This is a genomic window from Acetivibrio sp. MSJd-27, from assembly GCF_018918095.1.
Taxonomy (GTDB): Bacteria; Bacillota; Clostridia; order UMGS1840; family HGM11507; genus HGM11507.
Window position 1 is genome coordinate 1 of record NZ_JAHLPV010000027.1, and the last position, 19,564, is coordinate 19,564.

A 19,564-nucleotide genomic window follows, 5' to 3' on the forward strand; every position below is an offset into this window, starting at 1 on the left:
TATGCGATGTTCATGCCAATCTCCTGCATGGTACGGCGCAGCGAGGGGATGCCGTACAGGTGCTGGATGAACACAATTTTGAACAATACCACCGGGTCAATGCTGGGACGGCCGTTGTCGCGGCTGTAAAGCGCATCCACCAAGTCGTACAGATGCGTAAAATCCACCGCGCTGTCAATCTGCCGCAGCAGATGCTCCGATGGAACCAGCTCCTCCAAACATAGGATTTCTACTACATTTCTGCGCAATTCCTGCTCTTTTGCTAGCACACGCCGTCCCTCCCCAGTCTTTTCTTATCTTTATTTTACCACACATACGCAAAAAAGCCCAGTGTATACTGGACTTTTTCGACAGGCTGAAAGCCGTATGCTCGGCATACGGCTTCTCCCGGTTGAAAAATTTAAAATATGGAATTTTATCGGTTCCCTATCGCTTTTTAATATCTTTTATTATCTCATCAGGAATAACAAATTCCGGACTGCCGGAAGAACCCGGCCCCACTTCATATTTATCAAAACAAATTACCAAATCTCCGTCCCTGTTTAAATAGAACTGCTGAGCTTCTTTTATTGTCCGAAAGGGTTCCGCAAACTCGTTTTCTTCCGTCCAGAATTGATTGATTCCAGCCTTATTCTGGCGTTTCATCTCCTGAACAATATACTGGCTGATCGGAGTTTTATAATCTGCTTCTTCTTTAAATAACTCCTTTAACTCCAGCAGATGTCCAGTCTTTTTATCAATTGTATAAAACTGTTTCACGGTAGACGAAGAGCCCACTGCATGATACCAATAAACATCGATTGCCAAATAGTCTTCATTATCCGTAAGTATTTCATAATCGTATCTGACGCCAAGATGCGTTTCCGGATCGACCGCCTTCATTTGGCGGTAATCTTCCTCAAAAGCCGTCTTGACCAAACTGGCCTGCTCCCGGAAATCACGGTTGATTTTTTCCTCCAGCTCTTTGTCCAAAAGCCCTTCTATCTCCGGCGTTGTAATTTGAGCACTGAAGTTATTCTCCTCAAACTGATATCTGCCGAATGTCAATACTTTTACCACGCTATCCATGCCGGGAATCCCAGCAACGCTCTGTGCAAACACCGGAATGGCATTGAGAGAGGTGACGAACAGAAGGCAGGCGGCGGCAACAGATGTTCCCGCTCCGATAAACTTTTTCCCAATGCTTTTTCGTTTTATCATTCGCTCCATTCTTTCTTTAAATTCTTTGGAAGGTCTAGCCTCCATATATTCTCTTTTGAAATCTTTAAACTCTTTTGGCATCCTTTATTTCCTCCTCCAGCTTCATTAATTTCAAAGCCTTGTATAGATGACTTTTTACCGTACTGAGGTTCATATCCAGGGTGCGCGCAATTTCCTGTAAGGTAAAATCCTCAAAATACCTGAGTATGATAATTTCGCGGTATCTTTCAGGCAATTTTTCGACCATTTCCTTCACATCATTATCCTGGTACCTGTCACTGCTGCTGCCCAGAGCATCTAAATCTTCATGCGCCAGGTATACTACTTTTTTCTTTTTTCGAAGAAAGGATAAAGCTGTGTTAATCAGTATTTTAAAAAACCAACTCTTCATATATTCACTTTTTTTCAGGCTTCCTATATGGGATAAGGCTTTGATAATGCTTTGGCTGACGATATCTTCAGCATCCTGATGATTCTTTACATAGGAGTATGCAAAACGGTAGGCGCCGTCCATATTTTGCATGATGAATTCATTAAACAGCTGTTGCTTTGTCATGTATTGCTTCCCCTTTCCTCTATTAGATGAATCGGGATGTCAAAAAGTTTTGTTTACGGACAATTTTTTCAATTTTTATCTCCTGATCCAATCATTCAGCTTCTTTTATTATATCATAGTCACGAGCCGTGTTTGTGGCAAAGCGGCACAATTCAATGGTTCTTCAAAGTTCTTGTCATTTTTATGTCTTAGAGATTGTGAGGTTATTATACCACAACAACGAAGACGGCGGAATGTCGCCGCAGTATTGTGATTCAATCGTTCTCCAAACCTCTTAACATTTTCAATGTTCTAGAGGTTTGTGAGGTTATTATACCATATGTTTCTATCACAAGCTTTTTTTCTGGAAAATTGTTGCGGGCTTGTCCCAGTTATAGTATAATAAGTTCACAAAATAAATTTAACGTTTTCGCATTCTTTGGAGAATCTGGAATCATGAAATCAAATTTGTCATTACAAATAAGGAGTGAAAAATATGTGGAAAGAATTCAAAGAATTCGCATTTAAGGGGAACGTACTGGATATGGCAATTGGTGTCATCATTGGCAGTGCGTTCGGAAAAATAGTCACCTCGCTGGTAAATGATATTATAATGCCCATATTCGGCTATCTCACAGCGGGAATGGATTTTAAAGCGCTGAAATTTGTATTAAGTCCGGCAGAGCTGGCTGCCAATGGAAGTGTTTTGCATGCGGAATCGGCCATCCTGTATGGAAATTTTATTCAGAACATCGTGGATTTCTTAATTATTGCCTTTTGTATCTTTCTTTTTGTGAAGCTGGCGAATCAGGTAAGGACTAAAATAGCAAAAGAAGAAGGTCCAAAGGATGAGGAAGCGCCAAAAACCCCCTCTGCGGAAGAATTGTTAACAGAGATCCGCGATCTATTAAAAAAAGAAAAGGACATAGATTAATATTCCCCGAATATATATGATAGGGTAATCCTGTCAAAAAGGAGCATAAATTTGAACACAAAAAAAGAGAAAATAAAAAAAGACACCCCATCTCTTGTGGAAGAATTACTCAATTATAAAGAACGGCTGAATATGGCCTTGAAGGTTTCAAAAACATGTATTTTTGAAGTGGATCTTACCAGACAATTATATACGGTATTTGAAAATGCTGAGGTTATTTTTGGAGTATCCGGTGAAAGCATCTTAAATGATGTACAGCCCTTTCATACACTCAGTCCGGAAGATTATGAAAAAGCATGCTCTGAATACTTCTCTCATCCCGGTGATAAAGATACAATCAGCGATGCATTTCATAAAATTTTCAGTGGAAAATCTGCAACTTATCAGGCCCGCATGAAAGCGGGCAACAGTCAGTACACTTGGTGTCAAATAGCGGTATCTCCTGTCATAAAAAACGGCAAACCTGTTAAAATGATAGGGGTAATCTCAGATATCAATGAAATGAAACTGCAGAATGATGAACTGCAGGAAAAAGCAGGACTTGACAGTTTTACAAACCTTTATCACAAGAACAAAGGACAGCAGCTGATAGAAACCACTTTGCAAGAATTTCCCAAACAAAAGCATGCACTTATTTTATTTGATCTGGACAATTTTAAAGAAATCAATGACAAATATGGTCATCTTATCGGTGATCAAGTTTTGAAAAGCACAGCGGATGCAGCACTATATCAGGCAAAAAAATGTAAAAATTGTTATTCTATCTTTCCGGAATTCTCAGAATAATTTTTCAGCAACTTGATTCAATTTTGATATGAAGCAACGGAATGGCTTGACGTCTGTCAAGCCGTTTCATTTTAACTCGATTCTGCGGTTATTGAAATAATCCAAATATTTTTTCAATTCTCTTTTAAGTGAGTCAAGATGTTGCCCACACTGAATTTTACTGTATCGTTTCCTTTACGGTTCACTCTTTGGAAATACCTTTTTCTTTGTATATGATATGATATCATTTCCTTGGATACCTTGATATATTTTTATTTGCTATTGCTTTTGACATAAAACACCCCATCTATTAGGCATTCAATCACATTGTCTAACAAATGGGGTGCTTTTCCTTTTTAGAACAAAAACTTTTTATTCCATTCGCTTTATTCCGATGTTTTCTCCAGCAACTTCGCAACCATTGCGCAGATTTCTGCTCTCGCAGCCTGCTGCTTTGGTGCAAAACTGCCATCGGGAAGCCCGTTTAAAATTCCCGCTGTCTGCATTTTTTCGACTGCTTCTTTGGCATAATCTGCAATATCATTCTCATCGGAGAATGATATTTTTTCATTTTCCGCAGGCAATTCCATCCCGCTAATTTGAAGAATCCGCTCTAAAATCACCGCGGCATCCTCCCTGGTGACATCCTGACCGTATCCGAATTCCTTTGGACTAACACCCTGAATCATTCCGCTTTTCACAGCCGCACAGAGATAGGGATAGCTCCAATCGTCCTTCCTGACATCAGTAAAGGAAAGCTCTCCCATTTCCGGATCCATAGAGAAGGCCTCCACAATCACTTTGACAAACTCTTCCCTCTTGATACTGTTATCTGGACGGAAGCTGCCATCCTCATACCCTTTTATAATCCCTTTTTCTACCAACCCATAAATCGGTTCATAAGCCCAATGATCTTCATCAAGATCCGTAAAGGAATCCGGCCGTGCTGTCGGTTTCTGAGGCTGTGTGGGTTCCGGAGTTTCCGTCGGTAACGGTGTAGGTGTCGGCGTTGCTGTCGGTCTGGAACCGCCTCCGCCTCCGCCACTTCCTCCGCTGCTGCCGGATCCGGATGTGTTCTCTTCCAGTTCAATGGAATGCTGCGCTTCCGCACCTCCCGCTTCCGCAAGGATTACAATGGTTCCTGCCGAGGCGGAACGGGAGATCTTTAACTGGTTCCCCTCCACGAAAACGCCTGGGTATCCCTCCAGTAAGCTCCATGTAACTGGTGCGTCAATTCGGTTTCCGGCCTGATCTTTCACCTCCGCATTCAGCGTCACTTGTTTCGGTGTACCGCCTGTGGGGATTGTAATACTGGAAACCGCGCTGATTGAAATGCTGAGAACCAGCTTTTTCAAGTTTATTTTATATTCTGCCGATGCCTTACGCGCGGTTCCGACTACCGTGATCTCTCCGCTCTCAGCCTCCTTTGTAATTTGCAGGACGTTGCCATTGAGGCTCACACCTTTATAGATCTCCTTTAATGCCCAGACAACCTCCGCCTCCACCTTCTGCCCTGTGCTGTCTGTCACTTCAGGGATCAGTATCACCTGCTTCACCGTTTTGTCATAGGGAATTGTGGTTTCTTTTTCACCAGTTATGGAAAGCATCAGAACCGGCTCCTGCAAGGATACCGAAAAATCCGCGGAAGCATTCCCGACGGCAGCCGTTACAATGACTAGCCCCTCTACCGCTTCCTGTGCTACCTCCAACCTGTTTTCTTTAATATTTACCCCTTTGGCAGGCTGCTTCAGCTTCCAGGAAACCTCTGTCTGTACCGTCTGGCCTGAGGTGTCTTTCACTTCTGCCGTCAAAGGAAGCTGCCTTACGGTTTTGTTATATGGAATTTCAACGGCCGCTTCCGAAGTCATCGTAATCAAAAATTCCGGTTTCTGCAAGGTGATTGTATGCTCCGCTATGAAGCCTTCCACCTCTGCCGTCACCGTGATGTCTCCAGCTGCCGCTTTCGGTGAGACGCTGACGACGCCATCTTTCACGCTGATTTCCTCCACGGAAGTCTTCAAAGACCAGTTCACATCACAGTCTGTAACCGTCTGGGATCCTTCCCGGACAACCGCCTGCAGCACAATTTCCTGGTTTAAACCGCCTGCCGGAATCACCACGTTTTTTTCCCCGGTGATCGAGATGTTCAGGGCAGTGCTTTGCAGCATGATTTTGTGCTCGGCTGATACGCCGCCCGCCGCTGCCACAACCGTGATTTCTCCGTCCTGTGCTTCCCGGCTGACCTGAACGGTTCCATCTGATACGCTGACGCCCGGATAATTTTCTTTCAGTTTCCATTGCACCGCACTTTCCATCGGGTTTCCGAATCGATCCTTCACAACGGTTGTAAGAACCGCTTGGCTCGGTGTATTTCCAACCGGTATTTTTATGCTATTCTGTCCTGAAATATTAATTTGAGCGGCAATTTTTTCGTTTATGCGGTAGGAAAGGGCCGCTTTCTTCACCTCAGCGCCGCTGTAAAAATAAATCTGCTCCTCTTTATCCATCACAAAGCAGGTGCCGCACTCCACATCGGTCAGTCTGCTCTCCCCGGTCAGCGGATCGATAATCCGCAGTTTACCTCCATCCGACACATACAGATGACCGTATTTTCCGAACAGAACGCTCTTAGGCCACCAGTACTGCTTGTACGAGCTTGGCTGAGATTCGTTTGTCAGTTTAATCTGCTTCACAACCTCCAGCGTATCCTTGTTCATGGCAAACACCATCCCAGTGGTCGCCGCCCACAAAAGTCCGTCTGGTCCAATTGCCACATCACCGATCCCACCTACCGGTTTGGAAAAACCACTCAAATTCGGAACTCTGTGAGATAACAGCTTTCCCGTGTTCATATCAAAGCGAAAAACCTCCGCATACTGTTTGGTCGGATTCGTATCCAAACCGCAGGCTACCGAGGAGCTCCCATAAACAATCCCATCTTCATAGCAAAGACCGGTTATGCTTTGCTCTGCAATCAGATTCCGGTATACCTTGCTTTGTTTTGTATTGGGGTCATAGATGGTCAATGCGCCGCCCACCTGATCATAATCAGGGATGGAACCAATAATAGCCTTTCCATTTGCCTCCTCCATCACGGTCGGTCTATCCTGATCCTCGCCGATTGATCCCACAATGATCGGGTTCATATTCGGATCATTTTTATTGTACTGTTCGTAAATCGGCTTATTTAAGTCCATTTGATAGAGAGTAGCGCCGGTATAATTTCCAAAGATCATCTGATCACCGACCTGGCATATACTGTCCCCCTGTGCCATATGGTAATATTCTAGCTGTTCTGCCTCCGGTTTCGTGAAATCCCATCTTGCTCCTTTCGTGCCCATGTATTCCGTTGCGTACAGGCGGTTTTGGTCGTCAAAGGTAATCCGGCGTATCGCCGCGGGAGAACCATGCAGCATCCCCTCATAGGTGACTGTTTTTCCCTTTTCAAAATTCATCAGATACAGCCGCCCGTTATACTGCGCGTTTACAAAACAAGTCCCTGCCACATCGGGACGCTTGACCTCCACAAAATCGGTTCCGCGGATATAAGAACCGAAAGTCAATGACGTTTTTGTGCTGGTAAAAGTGTTCATATCAAAACGAAACAAGGCATGTCCGTCAGCCGCTTTCGAACTTTTATAGTAAAACACACCGTTATTTATCTTCGATATATATTGACCATATACATTTTCGACCACCTTGTCCTTCCACTTTCCTGTTAAGGTATCGTAAAAAAACAGGCAACTCATCTCGCTTCCGCCGTTTTTAGCGGCACCGACAAGCGCAATGATATACTGTCCCCGCAGAAACATTTTTTGCCCGCTGGTTTGCGTATATCCAGCCGGCAGAGCTGGCATCTCGTTTTTTGTCCCGGTTTCCGGGTTAAAGACGTAAAGCCCTGGTTTGGTCTGAAAACAGTAGTAAAGTTTTCCGCTGTGATAGGCTAGCCCCTGCAGATACTGCTCTCCCGTTTTCATCCTTCCATAATTGATAAATTGGCCAGCGGTCACGTCATATTTGACAATAGATGCGTTGGGATAAGTCCCCAGCCAGGGATTGTCATCATCGTCAAAGGCCAAAGAGATCAAGGCTGTCGTACCAGGAATCTCTCCCAGATTTTTTAGCTGTTTTGTAACCGGATCATACCGATACAGTTTGCAAGGCTTATTATAGGATGCAAAATATACATTTCCCTTGCTGTCCGTTTCAATGGTCCAATAGGTTTCGCCTTCATCCAATTCTATGTAGTTTTCTAATTTCCCAGTTTCCAGATTGACCACATTGAAGGTGGCAGGCGTTCCTGATGTAAGCGTAACCGCAACAGGGATTCCGTCCTGTACCGTGGCGGCACATCTCAAAATATAGTCTGTCCGCAGTGGAATTCCCATACTCTGCGCCGGCTGCACCTCTACCTGATCCAAAAATGCTGTTTCGTTTCCCGCAAAGACAGGCAACCCTCCCAGCAAGCAGACAATCAATACAATTGCTAGTACCCTCTTCATTTTTCACATTCCTTTCTGAAACGGTTTCCCGTCCAAAAGTCCTGACCGGGAAACGAAAAACTTTCAATCATGATAAAGGCGCAGCCGTGCCCCCGGCTACGCCTTTAATTAAATTGTATCATTTCAAAATTACAGTGTCAATCACTATTTTAGCCTCGTATTAGGCAGTAATTTTTTCCTTTCTCCATGATTCAATAAAGAGCTTACTTTAATCTGATTTTAAAGAGAACAACTCCTGCGATCATCAAACCAATCCCCACATATTTCGTCCAGTCAAAGGCAACTCGCTCCGACCCCATCCAGCCGAAGGCATCTATCAAGGCCGCAACCAGAAGCTGGGATATTAAAATTGTGGATATCGCTATCGTCGGACTCAATTTTCCGATTCCCATCATTACCGTGATGGTGATGACAATCCCCAAAACACCTCCAAACAGATAAAGCTTATCCACCTCCAAAATGGAGCGGAAGCTCCCCTTTCCGAATACCACCACAGCAATAAGCGAAAGGAGAAACGCTGTGCCCTGTACAAACGCATTGGATTCATACAGTCCTATTTTTTCGCCCAGACGGGTATTCATTACGCCTTGAATACTCATCGCCGCACCTGCGATAGCGCTCATAATAAATCCTAACATATATCTTACCTCTACTTATTCTTTTCTGTAAAAAAGTTTTTCTTTCCGAAAAACAACAAGTCTGCTTCGCATGCTATTTTTTGAAACATGCAATTGCACACGATTCTGCGTAATTTCCTATGTTATAAAATGATTTGCCGCACACTATACACAAAGGCTGCATTACAAGCATTTCAGCCTTGCGAAAATGGAAGCAGGTGGTTTCTCGAAGTTTTACATTGTTCCCCAAACAGTATTGACCGAAAAGCACAAAAAAATTCTCATTTAAATTCACAACGAATAAAAAGAACAAAAGGCGATGGTTCCGCAGCTTTAGGGAACAAGGGAAACCATTTGCTTTTTCAGTTGAAGAATGTGCTCCCCCTGAAACACTGATTCTGATACAGCATGCATTATTGAATATTTTTTCGGAAAAGGCTGTTTTTTTGACGAAAAAAATGTTACGATAGAGAAAATCGGATTTCAGAAAGCGAGGAAATACATAAGATGGAACTTAACAAAAAAAACATCAAAAAAATTTTATGGATCATCACCTTTGCCATCGTATTGTTTAGTATCCTTCAGAACATGGAGAAGGTGAGCAGCGTCGTCCGGATTGCAGTGGGGCTGCTATCGCCGCTTCTGATCGGTCTTTGCATTGCCTTTGTGATCAATGTACCCATGCGTTTTATCGAAGCCCACCTTCTGCGCAACCGGAAAAAGTTCCGAATACCGTCCAAGCTGAAACGACCTTTGAGCATCACATTGACCCTTCTATTTGTCACAGGTGTGATATCCATTGTGGTTTTCCTCCTGCTGCCCGAGCTCATCAATACTTTCGGCATGTTAAAGAACATGCTCCCTATTTTTATTGAGGACACCCAGACCTGGGCTATGCAGTTTTCCGATGAGTTCCCCGAAATCACCACTTGGATTATGAACATCGAGCTGGACTGGAATAAAATCACCTCCTTTATCCAGAACGGCGCTACCAATGTAATAAGCTCAACCTTCAATGCCGCTGCCTCGGTGGTAAATGGCACGATCAACTTTTTTCTGGGCCTTATCTTCGCCTTCTACCTGCTGTCCCAGAAAGAAAAACTCATGGTTCAAGCTAAACGCTTTTTATATGCCTTTTTTCCGGAGAAAAAAATGGATTCCATCCTTCGCGTCGGATCTCTGGCGAATAAAACATTCTCCAACTTCATTTCCGGGCAGTGCACCGAGGCAGTTATTCTGGGCGTTTTGTGTTTTATAGGGATGAGTGTTTTCCGTTTTCCCTATGCACTGATGATTTCGGTTCTAGTTGGTTTCATGTCCCTGATTCCTATCTTTGGCGCTTTCATCGGTGTGGCGATCGGCGCGTTTTTAATCCTGATGGTCTCCCCGCTGAAAGCCTTATGGTTTGTTGTCTTCTTTATTGTTCTGCAACAGGTGGAAGGCAACCTGATTTATCCCCGCGTGGTGGGAAATTCCATCGGACTGCCCGCCATCTGGGTTCTGGTCGCTGTTATTGTAGGCGGAAGCGCCATGGGCATTCTGGGCATGATTCTTTTTATACCGCTCTGTTCTGTCCTCTATGCGCTTTTACGGGAGGCTGTTCCGAAGAAGCTGTCTGAAAAAGGACTGGAAAGAAACGAAACAGAGAATACCGCACTCGAATAAGAAAAGACAGAAAAAACATTTCATTTCAAAGGACTAATTAAAAAACCAGCTTCTGACACTCTATCCATAAAAAATCTGATTTCATTATCGTTTTTTCAAGGAGGAATAAAGATGGGCACAATTTTCAAGGAACCAATCGTCAAAAGGAACTTTCAGTCATCCTATGCGCCGAAAGCAAAAAAATCCTTTGCAAAAGGCTTAAGCTTTTATAAATTGTTCTGGATTTTCTTTATCGGCAGTTTTCTGGGCGTTGTGATAGAAATACTGTGGTGTCTGCTGACACGTCATCACTATGAAAGCCGCCAGGGGCTTATCTACGGACCGTTCAATCTGGTTTATGGCTTTGGCGCGCTAACGATGACTCTGTCGCTGTATTGGCTGCGCCGCCAGCGGGACTCTTGGATCTTCCTGGGCGGAATCGTGATTGGAAGCGCTTTCGAGTATCTTTGCAGCTGGATACAGGAATTTCTGTTTGGCACAGTCTCGTGGGACTACAGGGAAATGCCTTTTAATCTAAACGGCAGAATCAATCTGCTGTACTCCATCTTTTGGGGAATTCTGGCCCTGGTGTGGCTAAAAACGCTATTTCCCTTGATGGAACGCTGGATCGAAAAAATCCCCAACTGCATCGGAAAGACGTTGACCTGGATCTTGTTCTCCTTTATGCTGGCCAACACAGTGGTATCCGCCTGTGCGGTTGCCCGCATGAGTCAAAGGCATCAAAGCATTCCCGCTTCTAATACGATTGATGTATTTCTGGACAAGCACTATGACGATGAAAGACTGAATAAAATTTACCCAAATATGGTATTTGTACAGGACAACCCATCGGTGTAAATGCAGATTAAGATTTTGGAGGATGCAATATATGATATTCAGAAAGATGACGAAAGCCGATTATAACTAAAAGCAAGAGTCCCCCGCCCCTATAGGCGGGGGCTCCACTTACTTTTTTCAGCGGGAGATTGTACTCCCGCTGAAACGTTGAATGACGGGGCATAGCCCCTTATTGAAACATGTATATGCTTTATGGACATTTTGCCCGGATATTGGGTTAAATGATAGGGACAATTCAAAAAATGGCATAGAACGATTCTTAGAAAAGAATCCGGAGACATGCTTTGGAAAAAACAATACCGGAAGCGAAAACGATTTATTTTTAACAGGACTGCCTTACACAACGGTGAGGCAGTCCTGTTTTTATCGATTCCTACCCAACGGGGTTTCGGAACAAAAAACTGAAAATACAATCAAGAAGCAGAAGCACGGCCAAACTCCCTCCTGCAATGGAAACCGCTTTCCGCTCCAGACGATCGTAGCCTTTTCTCAGAACAGGCTCCAAAATATAGAGCAGAAGCAGTCCCCCCACCGCGAAGGTGAGAACGGAACGCAGGCAAACATATCCGTCAATATTCCAGAAGAGCCCGGTATAATCCCACCATCTGCGTCGCCATATCATCCACATCAAAGTCCCCGTGATATATTCCAGCACTCCGGTGATGACAGCAGAAAATACAAAAACCACCCCCGGTTTCCCCTTAAAACGCTTTAAGAATAGCTGTATCAAAAGCGCCCCAAATCCATATACCGGCAGATAAGGTCCGTACAAAAATCCCCTTTTCTCCAAAACACCCTCGGTGAAAAGATAAAAAATTTCTTCATAGATCCATCCAACCAGACATCCGCCCCAAAAAAGAAAGAAATAAAACAAAGCCACCTCTTTTATGGTACCGCCACGATCTTTCCTTTCCGCAGCAGTCGGATTCTCCCTTTCCAAAACCCTCATTTTTCTTTCCCCTTTTCCCTACAAAAGCCGATGCTTTGACTGGAATATGACGTTTCAAAGACAGAGCACAGCTTTCTCATAAACTTGTACCCGATCAACTGTAAAAGCTAATAAACATCAATGCGAGGTTATATTTCCACGGTTCCCCGAATGGTTTCAAAGGCACCGGGTTCCAGCTCGCAAGCCATCACGTTTTCATCCGGAACACCAGTCATATGCTGGATGCCAAAGGATGCCGCGCTTTGAAAACCAAAACGCTGATAATAGGCGGGTGCTCCTACCAGAAACACTGCCTTATATCCCATATCCTTTGCAATACGGAAACTCTCCTGAATCAGTGCGCCTCCCACGCCGCGGTTTCGGTATTCAAACTTGACGGAGAGGGGGGCTAACAGCAATACGGTATGTTGTTTTGCACCTTCCTTTACATAGGTCCGCGTCAGCATGATATGGCCGATAAGCTCCCCGTCTTCCTCCGCCACCAGTGCAAGTCTTGGAATATAATTTCCCTCCGCGCGGAGCTGATTGACAAAATCCTGCTCCTCTCCGTTGGAGACATGGGCAGTCTCAAACGCCAGCTTCACCAGATCATATATCTCTCTGAATTCTTCTTTTTTTTCTTGTCGAATAACCACATGCTTTACCTCCTTTTTAATGTGTTTTTTCCAAGGCAAAATCCATCGCCCGGATCAAAAAATGATAGATGGGCGCCAAGGTCTGAAAGCCCTCCAGCAAAGTCTTAGGAAGCTCCTCCGAAAACAGCAGTTCAAAGTCCTCGCTCTCACAGAGAAAATCAAGATTTCTGCGGTCAAGCCACTGCCGGAGCATTTCCGGCTGTTCCGGATATTTGGAACGTTTATACCGCTTGCCGCTCATGGGAAACAGATTCTGCCCTTCAAAAGCTTTCTTCGCGGCAAGAAATGCTTTATCTTTTTTGAGAATCAGCCGTCGCACCTGCTCCATAACGGCCGGCGCAGCTTGGTAAAACCCGCAGCCGTAACGAAATCCCTCCGGTGAGAACTCCAGAACAAATCCCGGCGGGCAGGGGTAGGACTTCTTATCCCTGCAAAAGACAATCCACATGACATCACGATACAGGCTTTTGTCCTTGGAAAAGCGGGTGTCGCGGTAGATTCTCGAAATCGTCCGATCCACCTTGGGCTCCACTACCAGCTGGGAGTCAATTTCAAGCATGGAAGGCGCCAGCTTCTCCACCAGTTCCCGCATTGGCTCTAAAACCAGCTTCTGGTATCTGGGCTTGTTCTCCTGATACCAGATTCTGCTGTCATGTATCTTGTTTTCTAGCAGAAAATCCAACGTTTCACCTGAAAGAGGCATTCCCATTCCTCCTTGTAATTTATTCGAAGGCTCCCTTGTGCAAAGGGAGCTGTCAGCGCAGCTGACTGAGGGATTGTTTCACCATGTTATCAATATATGTACAAACTCCCTCAAAATTTTTGTTAATATCAAGATTGGAAATTCTTATAATCTCTAATCCGTATTTCTCTAAATATTCTGTTCTTTTTAAATCTTTGATAATATCTTGCTTTTTATACGTCAAGTTCTATCGCCAGCTTTGCTTTTGCACAGTAAAAATCTACTATATATTTCCCTAATATTTTCTGTCTGGAAAACCTTATAGGATAATTTCTTAAAAAATCATACCAAAGGTGCCGTTCTTCTTTTGTCATATTCTTTCGAAGTTCTTTTGCAAACGGTACGATATTTTTATTGTGTTTTCTGTCCATTTACAATCCCTCCGGCTCTTCGAGCCACCTCCCTTTACACAAGGGAGGCTTTTCATTTCAAGCAGGCTTCATAGCTATTGCTGACATACTATTTCTCTAATGGTGTATATCCCGTCATCTCAATAATTTTTTGACCTTGTTCCCCCTGAATCCACTCAAGCAATTTTAATGTATTTTTGTCAGCGTCGCTTCTGGTAACCGCATAAAAATATGACGCAAGCGGATATTGACCGTTTTCGATATTTTCAAGATTAGGAAATATGCCGTTTATGCCAAGTAACTTAACTCGATTGTCTTTCACCATTTCTGTCACATAAAACCTGAACGAATATCCGATTGCATTCTTAAAATTTTTGTAATCAGCTGTCTTTTCAATAATACCGCCCATTCCGTCAATCACATCTTTTTTCGGCGGCGTCATTAACATCTTTCCCGCCATTAAATGTTCTAATGTTGATTGACTTCCGCTTCCTTTATCACGCTGAAACGCTTTTATTTCTCCGAGCTTTTGAACACCAAGTTCTCCCCAATCGGTTATTTCACCTGAATATATCTTTTGAATTTCTTCAACTGTTATATTCTCTATAGGATTTTTAGCGTTTACAAAAAATACAAACGCTTCTTTTCCAATCGGTGTATATACCAGTTTAACCCCGTTTTCTTTCGCAAACTGTTTTTGTTCTTCAGACGGCGGCGCTGCAAAAATAATATCCGCATCGCCGGTGACAATATTATGATACGCCTCTGTTGTAGTCGTACATTTTAAAAACTCATTTTGATTTATGTTCGTAACATTCCCATTCCATACAACAATATCGTCCAGCAGCTCTTTGGGATAGACTGCCTTTGCAAAGCCTGAATAAATGGGATAAAGAGCCGTCGCACCATCCATAACAGGCAAATTTTCTGTTATGGTAAGCTCGCTTTTCTCATTCAGCGCAGCGGTTTTCGAATGTTCCGCATAAGGCGCATAGGAAGCAAGCAAATTCTTATTTTCTACAACCGTTGGTATATTGTCTATATAGTTTTGATAGCCCGAAACCATAAACCAAGTAGCAATACAAACTCCAAACGCGATACACAGAGGGATCCAGAAGCGTTTCTTTTTTAGGAATCCCCACAACGCGCCTATAATCGCCGTTTCTAGTAAAATCCCAATTGCCAGCAAAAGATAAGTATAAATACGTCCATTCACATTTCCAAATGAAACTCCAAGCGCAGCAAATATAAATATAAAAAATAATACAACCGCAGTCAGAAAAGCCCAAAAAACTTTATCAATGTTTTTTAATTTGTTATTCATAGAATGACCCGCCTTTTATAATTTAATAATCAATCTTAAAACATCTAAACAGTTTTATTGACTCATTATACCACACCCAACTCCAAACGACAACCTTGAATAATTTATAGTATGTTCACAAAGATCATATTGACATGGACATGAAAGCCAACTAAAATGGAAATAGTATCTATAGAAAAAGGGGGAATTTCGAAATGAATGAAGCGAAACCGCCGAGAAAACCGCTGTTGTTCTATTACGGAATTGTCATCGCAATTCTTTTGCTTTTAAATATGTTTGTCTTTCCGTGGCTCACCAACTCCAATGTGACGGAAGCGGATTACAGCGACTTTTTAAACGCGCTGGGAAGCGGGCAGATTTCCGCCGTCCAGGTGGAGGAAAAAAGCCTCTACTACATGATCGAAACCCAGGACGGAGAAAAAACACAAAAAACAGTTTATATCACCAACAAAATGGAGGATGACAATGTCCTGACCAACCGGCTTTCTGGAGCAGGAATCAAGTTTGCAAAGGTTCTGCCGAAGGAAATGTCACCCATCATGAGCTTTATCTTGAGCTGGATTCTACCTATTGCCATCTTTGCGGCGCTGGGACAGCTCATGATGCGTTCCATGCAGAAACGGATGGGCGGCAACGCCATGTCCTTCGGCAAGAGTAACGCCAAGGTTTACGTCTCGGCCCAAACCGGGAAAACCTTCGCTGATGTGGCCGGACAGGACGAGGCTAAGGAAGCTCTCACCGAGATTGTTGATTTTCTGCACAATCCACAGAAATATAAAGAGATCGGGGCGCGCCTTCCGAAGGGTGCTCTGCTAGTCGGCCCTCCTGGAACCGGAAAAACCTTGCTGGCGCAGGCGGTTGCAGGGGAAGCCCATGTCCCGTTCTTCTCCATCTCCGGCTCGGAATTCGTGGAGATGTTTGTGGGAATGGGCGCTGCAAGAGTCCGCGACCTGTTCAAGCAGGCCCAGGAGAAAGCGCCCTGTATCGTCTTCATCGATGAGATTGACGCCATCGGCAAAAAGCGTGACAATGCCGGGATGGGCGGCAACGATGAGAGGGAACAAACCTTAAACCAGCTGCTGACCGAGATGGACGGCTTTGACGGCAGCAAGGGAGTTGTCATTCTGGCGGCTACCAATCGTCCGGAAACGCTGGATAAAGCCCTGCTTCGCCCCGGGCGGTTTGACCGCCGGATCCCCGCAGAGCTTCCCGACCTGAAAGGCCGGGAGGAAATTTTGAAGGTTCACTCCAAAAAAATCCGCGCAGACGACAATATTGATTTCAACGCGGTGGCCCGTGCTACCTCCGGTGCCTCCGGCGCAGAACTTGCCAACATTGTCAACGAAGCGGCTCTTCTGGCGGTGCGCTCCGGCCGCAGCATCGTGAAACAGCAGGATCTGGAGGAATCGGTGGAAACCGTCATCGCCGGATATCAAAGAAAGGGCGCAGTAATATCGGATCATGAAAAACAGGTGATCGCTTACCATGAAATCGGCCACGCATTGGTGGCGGCGAAGCAGAAGCACTCTGCTCCCGTACACAAAATAACCATCATTCCCCGTACCTCCGGTGCCCTGGGCTATACCATGCAGGTGGAAGAAGGGGAAAAAGTTTTGATGACTAAGCAGGAAGCTTTTGACAAAATCGCCACCTTAACCGGCGGACGTGCGGCAGAAGAAATCATCTTCGGTTCTATCACCACTGGAGCGTCCAACGATATTGAGCAGGCTACAAAGATTGCTCGCTCGATGATCACCCGCTACGGCATGAGTGATACCTTCGGTATGATGGCTCTGGAAACCGTCAATAACCCTTATCTGAGCAACGATGCTTCCCTCACCTGCTCCGGTGAGACCGCCTCTAAGGTGGACGCGGAGGTGAAGGATCTGATTGGATCAGCTCACGACAAGGCACTGAAAATTTTGGAGGAGAATAAAGAAAAACTCCACGAGCTGGCAAAATATCTTCTGGAAAAAGAGACAATCACCGGCGAAGAATTTATGGAAATATTGAAAAAAACAGAAAGTGGGGAACAGAATGAATTGGCTTAGCAACTTCATGACAGGAAGGTATGGAACCGATCAGCTTTCCCTGGCATTGCTGATACTGGGAATGATTTTGACCGTTTTGGGCAGTCTCTTTAAAATTCCGTGGCTGACAATCCTGTCCTATCTCCCTTTTCTGCTGTGCCTGTTCCGTATTTTTTCGCGGAATGTGAACAAACGCCGGATGGAGAACAACAAGTTCTTTAAGCTATGGTTTCCAATAAAACAGTGGTTTTCCCGTTTGCGCCATCGCATGAAGGATGAAAAAAACTACCGTTTTTATAAGTGTCCAAAATGCAAAATTCTGGTAAAAGTTCCGAGAAACCGTGGAAAAATCAAGATCAAATGTCCCAAATGCTCCGCGGAATTTGTCAAGAAAACCTGATCAGGCTACAAAAAAGGCGTCCTCTTCAAAATGGACGCCTTTTTCAATGTATGAAAAGAATCTTTCTTTTTACAACCCCGCTTCCTCGGAATATCTCCGAAGATTCGCAAGCGAAATGCGGAGCCCCTCCATCACGGGTTCCATGCCCTCGTATTCAATAGTAATTCCTTCTTGATATCCCGCTTTTTTCAAAATCTGAAGGCATTGTTTTACTGGAACCTGTCCATGACCTATAATGGTTCCCTTGAGGTAATTGAAGCCCCTGGTCTGAAAATATCCTTCGCCGGGATCAGGCCGGCTGCCGTCACGGATATAAAAATCCTTGGCATGAACAAAGGCGGCGTAGGGCGCAACCAGGCTTACTGCCTGCACAGGCTCCTCGTCAACACAGAGAAAATTCCCCATATCGCAGAGCAGACCAAAATTTGTGTGATTCACTGCATGAAACAGCTTCTCCATCCGCAAGCTGTCCTGGCAGATAAACCCATGATTTTCTGCCATGGTTCTGATGCCCTTCTCGCGAGCATAGTCCGCAACTTCCCGGATGCCATCGGCAATCAACGGCAGTGCCTGATCAAAAGAGACATACGCTCCTAGACTGTACAGAACATCATGGCGTATTCTCGGAGCCCCGATCAAACCGGCAATGTCCACCATTTTCTTGACCCTCTCGACCTCTTTCCTGCGTTCTCCGGAGTTATCCAGTCCGTTGAGAAAATCCGCGCGAAATACAAAATTGGTAACCGCCATATTCTCAGCTTCGCATTTCTCTCTCAACCTCCTGGCATACTCCTCCGGTTCCATTTCTTCCGGCGGAGTCAAGCCGCAGAACTCGATTCCATCAAATCCCAGCTCTTTGGCTCTCTTCACGCAGTCCAGCTGAGAGAGTCCCTCCTGCTTCATGAGGGAAAAAAAGCTGTAGGTGCTCACTGATATCTTCATCTGTTTTCTCCTTTCTATTCTTCGGATGCCACAAAAATACTGCCTTTCTTCCGGCAAAATTTATGACAGCACAACCTCATGACCAGTCCGCGCTGACTCATAGACCGCCTCCAGAATCCGCATCATATCCACACCGTCCTCCTTGGGAGTCACGCAATCGGCCTCCCCTGCTATACAGGATATAAAGTGGTCAATCTCATTCTGAAACATTTCCTTTAATTCAAGAGATGTCTTTGCGTCAAAAGAGACGTTGGACAGGTATCCATTTGTTTCGGTGAACAACTCCAGTTCCGGATCCAATACCGCTCCTGCCTTTGTCCCGAAGAGTTCCAGTTTGCCCACATTCTTTTTGATATTCAGACTGAAGCTGGTCTCCACCGAGAGAACCGCTCCGTTGTCAAACCGTATCATAGCCGCCGCCAAATCCTCCACATCGCAGACATCCTCCGGCGTGGAGGACACCGAGACATAAGCCTTCTTATCCTTCAGCTGTTTCCGGTCTAACAGCTTGCGGAAAGTGATGCCGTATACCGAAACAGGCTTCGGATTCCCCAGAAGATAGCGTGTCAGGTCAATGACGTGAACGCCCAAATCAATCAGCGGGCCCCCTCCCGATCGCTTCTTATCGCCGAACCACCCGCCGGGGTTTCCGTTTCTCCGCAGATAGCTGGCCTTTGCATAATAAATCTCGCCGAAATTATCGCTCGCAATCAAATCCTTCAGCATGGCGCAATCCCTGCCGAACCGTCTGACAAAGCCAATCATCAAAGTTTTTTGATAGGTTTCAGCCGCCTGCCGCATCATGACGGCCTCCTCGACAGACACCGCCATAGGTTTTTCACACAGCACATGCTTTCCCGCCTTTAGCGCCGCGATGGTGCAAGCGGCATGATTGGAATTCCACACACACACGCTGACGGCGTCCATCTCCTCCAGCTTCAGAAATTCTTCCAGATCCGTGTACAGCCTTTCAACGTGGTACTTTTCCCCCTGCTTTTTCAACTGTTCTTCATCAATATCACAAAAGGCATAGAGCTCTGCCCGGTCATTTCCCAGATAGCTGTCGATGTGACAGTTGGAGATGCTTCCCACGCCGATGATTCCGATCTTAAATTTTTTCATTTTATAACTCCTCCC

At 44.8% G+C, this 19,564-nt stretch carries 19 protein-coding genes; 6 read left to right on the forward strand and 13 right to left on the reverse strand.

From position 1 onward, the window contains the following. From KQI32_RS09300 to KQI32_RS09310, 3 genes are all read right to left on the reverse strand, one after another. A partial coding sequence (locus KQI32_RS09300) for a transposase (protein ID WP_216423449.1) occupies positions 1-269 on the reverse strand: 269 nt, incomplete at its 3' end. 157 nt (positions 270-426) lie between these two features. Then, positions 427-1,281: a DUF3298 and DUF4163 domain-containing protein gene (locus tag KQI32_RS09305; protein WP_216424806.1), complete on the reverse strand. Its 855-nt coding sequence runs from the start codon at positions 1,279-1,281 to the stop codon at positions 427-429. Next, entirely contained in the window at positions 1,265-1,756 is a 492-nt protein-coding gene (locus KQI32_RS09310) for an RNA polymerase sigma factor (RefSeq protein WP_216424807.1), read from the reverse strand. Before KQI32_RS09310 ends, KQI32_RS09305 begins: the two co-directional genes overlap by 17 nt. Positions 1,757-2,222: 466 nt before the next feature. Here KQI32_RS09310 and mscL point away from each other — a divergent pair, with 466 nt between their 5' ends. Next, positions 2,223-2,669 carry a large-conductance mechanosensitive channel protein MscL gene (gene mscL / locus KQI32_RS09315; RefSeq protein ID WP_374197073.1) on the forward strand — a complete coding sequence of 149 codons (447 nt, stop codon included), beginning with the start codon at positions 2,223-2,225 and terminating at the stop codon, positions 2,667-2,669. 51 nt (positions 2,670-2,720) lie between these two features. Further along, positions 2,721-3,455: a diguanylate cyclase gene (locus tag KQI32_RS09320; RefSeq protein WP_216424809.1), complete on the forward strand. Its 735-nt coding sequence runs from the start codon at positions 2,721-2,723 to the stop codon at positions 3,453-3,455. A 365-nt stretch (positions 3,456-3,820) separates the two neighbouring features. Here the strand turns inward: KQI32_RS09320 and KQI32_RS09325 are convergent, their stop codons facing one another. Next, a complete protein-coding gene (locus KQI32_RS09325) occupies positions 3,821-7,936 on the reverse strand; it encodes an S-layer homology domain-containing protein (protein ID WP_216424810.1) in 4,116 nt (1,371 codons plus the stop codon). Positions 7,937-8,139: 203 nt separating this feature from the next. Next, on the reverse strand, positions 8,140-8,574 hold the full coding sequence (locus KQI32_RS09330) for a DMT family transporter (RefSeq protein WP_177691985.1): 435 nt from the start codon (positions 8,572-8,574) through the stop codon (positions 8,140-8,142). 486 nt (positions 8,575-9,060) lie between these two features. Here KQI32_RS09330 and KQI32_RS09335 point away from each other — a divergent pair, with 486 nt between their 5' ends. Together KQI32_RS09335 and KQI32_RS09340 are read left to right on the forward strand one after the other, a co-directional pair. Further along, complete coding sequence (locus KQI32_RS09335) at positions 9,061-10,218, forward strand: AI-2E family transporter (RefSeq protein ID WP_177691986.1); 1,158 nt, start codon at positions 9,061-9,063, stop codon at positions 10,216-10,218. A gap of 111 nt (positions 10,219-10,329) precedes the next feature. Next, positions 10,330-11,055, forward strand: coding sequence for a putative ABC transporter permease (locus KQI32_RS09340; RefSeq protein WP_216424811.1), 726 nt, complete (start codon positions 10,330-10,332; stop codon positions 11,053-11,055). A gap of 373 nt (positions 11,056-11,428) precedes the next feature. On the opposite strand, the gene KQI32_RS09345 is transcribed toward KQI32_RS09340, so the two are convergent. From KQI32_RS09345 to KQI32_RS09365, 6 genes are all read right to left on the reverse strand, one after another. Next, positions 11,429-12,004, reverse strand: coding sequence for a putative ABC transporter permease (locus KQI32_RS09345; RefSeq protein ID WP_177689599.1), 576 nt, complete (start codon positions 12,002-12,004; stop codon positions 11,429-11,431). Between the two features lie 128 nt (positions 12,005-12,132). Then, positions 12,133-12,639, reverse strand: coding sequence for a GNAT family N-acetyltransferase (locus KQI32_RS09350; protein ID WP_216424812.1), 507 nt, complete (start codon positions 12,637-12,639; stop codon positions 12,133-12,135). Positions 12,640-12,655: 16 nt separating this feature from the next. Continuing rightward, complete coding sequence (locus KQI32_RS09355) at positions 12,656-13,342, reverse strand: DUF2461 domain-containing protein (protein ID WP_177689601.1); 687 nt, start codon at positions 13,340-13,342, stop codon at positions 12,656-12,658. 52 nt (positions 13,343-13,394) lie between these two features. Next, on the reverse strand, positions 13,395-13,565 hold the full coding sequence (locus tag KQI32_RS13435) for a DUF559 domain-containing protein (protein WP_253291143.1): 171 nt from the start codon (positions 13,563-13,565) through the stop codon (positions 13,395-13,397). Next, positions 13,555-13,752 carry an endonuclease domain-containing protein gene (locus KQI32_RS13440; RefSeq protein WP_253291144.1) on the reverse strand — a complete coding sequence of 66 codons (198 nt, stop codon included), beginning with the start codon at positions 13,750-13,752 and terminating at the stop codon, positions 13,555-13,557. The genes KQI32_RS13435 and KQI32_RS13440 overlap by 11 nt, the downstream gene beginning before the upstream one ends. A gap of 88 nt (positions 13,753-13,840) precedes the next feature. After that, the gene (locus KQI32_RS09365) at positions 13,841-15,055 is read right to left on the reverse strand and encodes a PstS family phosphate ABC transporter substrate-binding protein (RefSeq protein WP_177689603.1); all 1,215 of its coding nucleotides are present in this window, start codon (positions 15,053-15,055) and stop codon (positions 13,841-13,843) included. 194 nt (positions 15,056-15,249) lie between these two features. Between KQI32_RS09365 and ftsH the strand changes: the two genes are divergently transcribed. Then, on the forward strand, positions 15,250-17,106 hold the full coding sequence (gene ftsH, locus KQI32_RS09370) for an ATP-dependent zinc metalloprotease FtsH (RefSeq protein WP_177689604.1): 1,857 nt from the start codon (positions 15,250-15,252) through the stop codon (positions 17,104-17,106). Next, positions 17,093-17,485, forward strand: coding sequence for a hypothetical protein (locus tag KQI32_RS09375; protein WP_177689605.1), 393 nt, complete (start codon positions 17,093-17,095; stop codon positions 17,483-17,485). Before ftsH ends, KQI32_RS09375 begins: the two co-directional genes overlap by 14 nt. 69 nt (positions 17,486-17,554) lie before the next feature. Here the strand turns inward: KQI32_RS09375 and KQI32_RS09380 are convergent, their stop codons facing one another. Continuing rightward, positions 17,555-18,427, reverse strand: a complete 873-nt coding sequence (locus KQI32_RS09380) for a sugar phosphate isomerase/epimerase (protein WP_177689606.1) — start codon at positions 18,425-18,427, stop codon at positions 17,555-17,557. A gap of 60 nt (positions 18,428-18,487) precedes the next feature. Continuing rightward, entirely contained in the window at positions 18,488-19,549 is a 1,062-nt protein-coding gene (locus tag KQI32_RS09385) for a Gfo/Idh/MocA family protein (RefSeq protein ID WP_216424813.1), read from the reverse strand. Positions 19,550-19,564: the final 15 nt, after the last annotated feature.